This is a genomic window from Roseateles sp. P5_E1, from assembly GCF_054049335.1.
Genome location: NZ_JBFUMN010000484.1, coordinates 1 through 519 on the forward strand (window position 1 = coordinate 1; position 519 = coordinate 519).

General features: G+C 69.6%; 1 protein-coding gene. It reads left to right on the top strand.

Features of this window, described 5'->3' with window-relative positions; genetic code table 11:
- Nucleotides 1–519: hypothetical protein (locus ACXJKJ_RS32225; RefSeq protein WP_457395830.1), on the top strand; the 519-nt coding region annotated here is incomplete at both ends.

A 519-nucleotide genomic window follows, 5' to 3' on the forward strand; every position in this document is an offset into this window, starting at 1 on the left:
CCCAACGACGTGGTGGTGGGCGGTGATTTCGCCGACACCTTCGAAACGGCCATCGACCTGCAGGCCGAGCAGTGCCGCAAGGACGCCGCGTGCGCCAAGCGCTTCCCGGTCGATACCCGCACCCAGCTGAAGAACGTGATGACCGCGCTGGCCAAGGCCCCGGTCGAGGTCGAGTACCGCGACCCGGGCACCGCCGAGGCCAAGCGCGACGTGCTCACCGCCGACTCGGTCACCGGCCTGGCCTTCATGTTCTCGTACATGCCCGAGCTGTCCTCGCTGCTGCCGGTGGTGCTCGACGAGGCCGCGCACGCGCGCTACGCGCCGCTGATGTCGCTGAGCAGGATGGCCGGTCGCACGCTGGGGGTGCAGATGAACCGGGGCATGCAGTGGTCGGTGATCTGCGCCGAGGATGCCGACCGTTACCAGGAGCCGGCCGTCAATGATCGCCTGCTCGGGCCGGAAGTGGCGCGCATGTTCTTCGCCGCGTGCCCGGGCTGGAACGTCGGCACGCGCCCGAAG